Raw genomic sequence first — 1,065 nt, forward strand, 5'->3', positions numbered from 1 at the left:
AAGAATGCCCAAAAGCAAGGACAAACAACGGATCAAAGAGCTGGAAGAGCAGGTAAAGAGGCTTACAGTCGAGCTTGCATACATAAAAAAATTGGAGGCCTTAATTCAAGAACGGAAGAGCCAAGAAAAGAAGAATTAGCTCGTGCAATCACTGAATTAAGGCAAGAATTGCGGCTTAGCGTTAAGTACATTATCGACGTTATCAATGCCAACCCTGGATTGCCTCATATCTCAAGAAGTAACTACTACTACCAAATCCATAAGCCTGATAAGGATTCTGGTAACCAGAAGCTGATGGATAGAATCAAAGAGATCTTTCTTGAACACAGCCGACGCTATGGGTACCGGCGAATTTACGGACAGCTTCGCCGGGAAGGCTATGAGATCAACCATAAGAAGGTGCAGAGGCTCATGCAAAAGATGGGCTTATTCGCCATCGCAATCCGCAAGAAACGTAAATACAGCAGCTATTACGGCGTTCAAGGCAAGATCAAGCCAGACTTAATCAAGCGCAATTTTTACGCAATTATTCCGGACAGACATTGGTTTACCGACGTGACTGAATTCCATCTTAAAGATCAAAAGCTCTACCTTTCTCCAATTATCGATGGTTGTACCCAAGAAATCATCTCCTACAACATTTCTAGGCACCCAGACCTTAAGCAAGTGATGACTATGCTAGATGACGCATTTGAGAAGCACCCGGCTCTTAACGGGCTTATTTTCCACTCAGACCGTGGCTGGCAATATCAGCACCAAGCATATCAAGCGGCTCTGGCTAACAGAGGGATCGATCAGAGCATGTCCAGGTTGGGTAATTCTCTTGATGACGGCTTAATGGAGGGCTTCTTCGGCATTCTTAAGCGGGAGATGTTCTACGGCCAAGAACATAAATACAAGGACTTAAATGAGCTTGAACAAGCTATTCACAAATACATCGATTACTACAACAACGTAAGAATCAAGACAGGACGAAAAAACATGACCCCGATTGAATATCGGAATCATGTTTTAACAACCTTAACGGCGTAATACTAAATTGTCCCAATTTTGGGGGTCACATCA

1 protein-coding gene is annotated in these 1,065 nt (G+C 43.4%); it reads left to right on the plus strand.

The window, feature by feature from the left end; all coding sequences use genetic code 11:
* Positions 1 to 1,032, plus strand: a 1,032-nt coding sequence (locus ACYVUV_RS12310; protein WP_484499573.1) for an IS3-like element ISL6 family transposase, incomplete at its 5' end; no start/stop codon positions are given.
* Positions 1,033 to 1,065 lie beyond the last annotated feature (33 nt).

The organism is Lactobacillus sp. WILCCON 0149 (assembly GCF_057197965.1).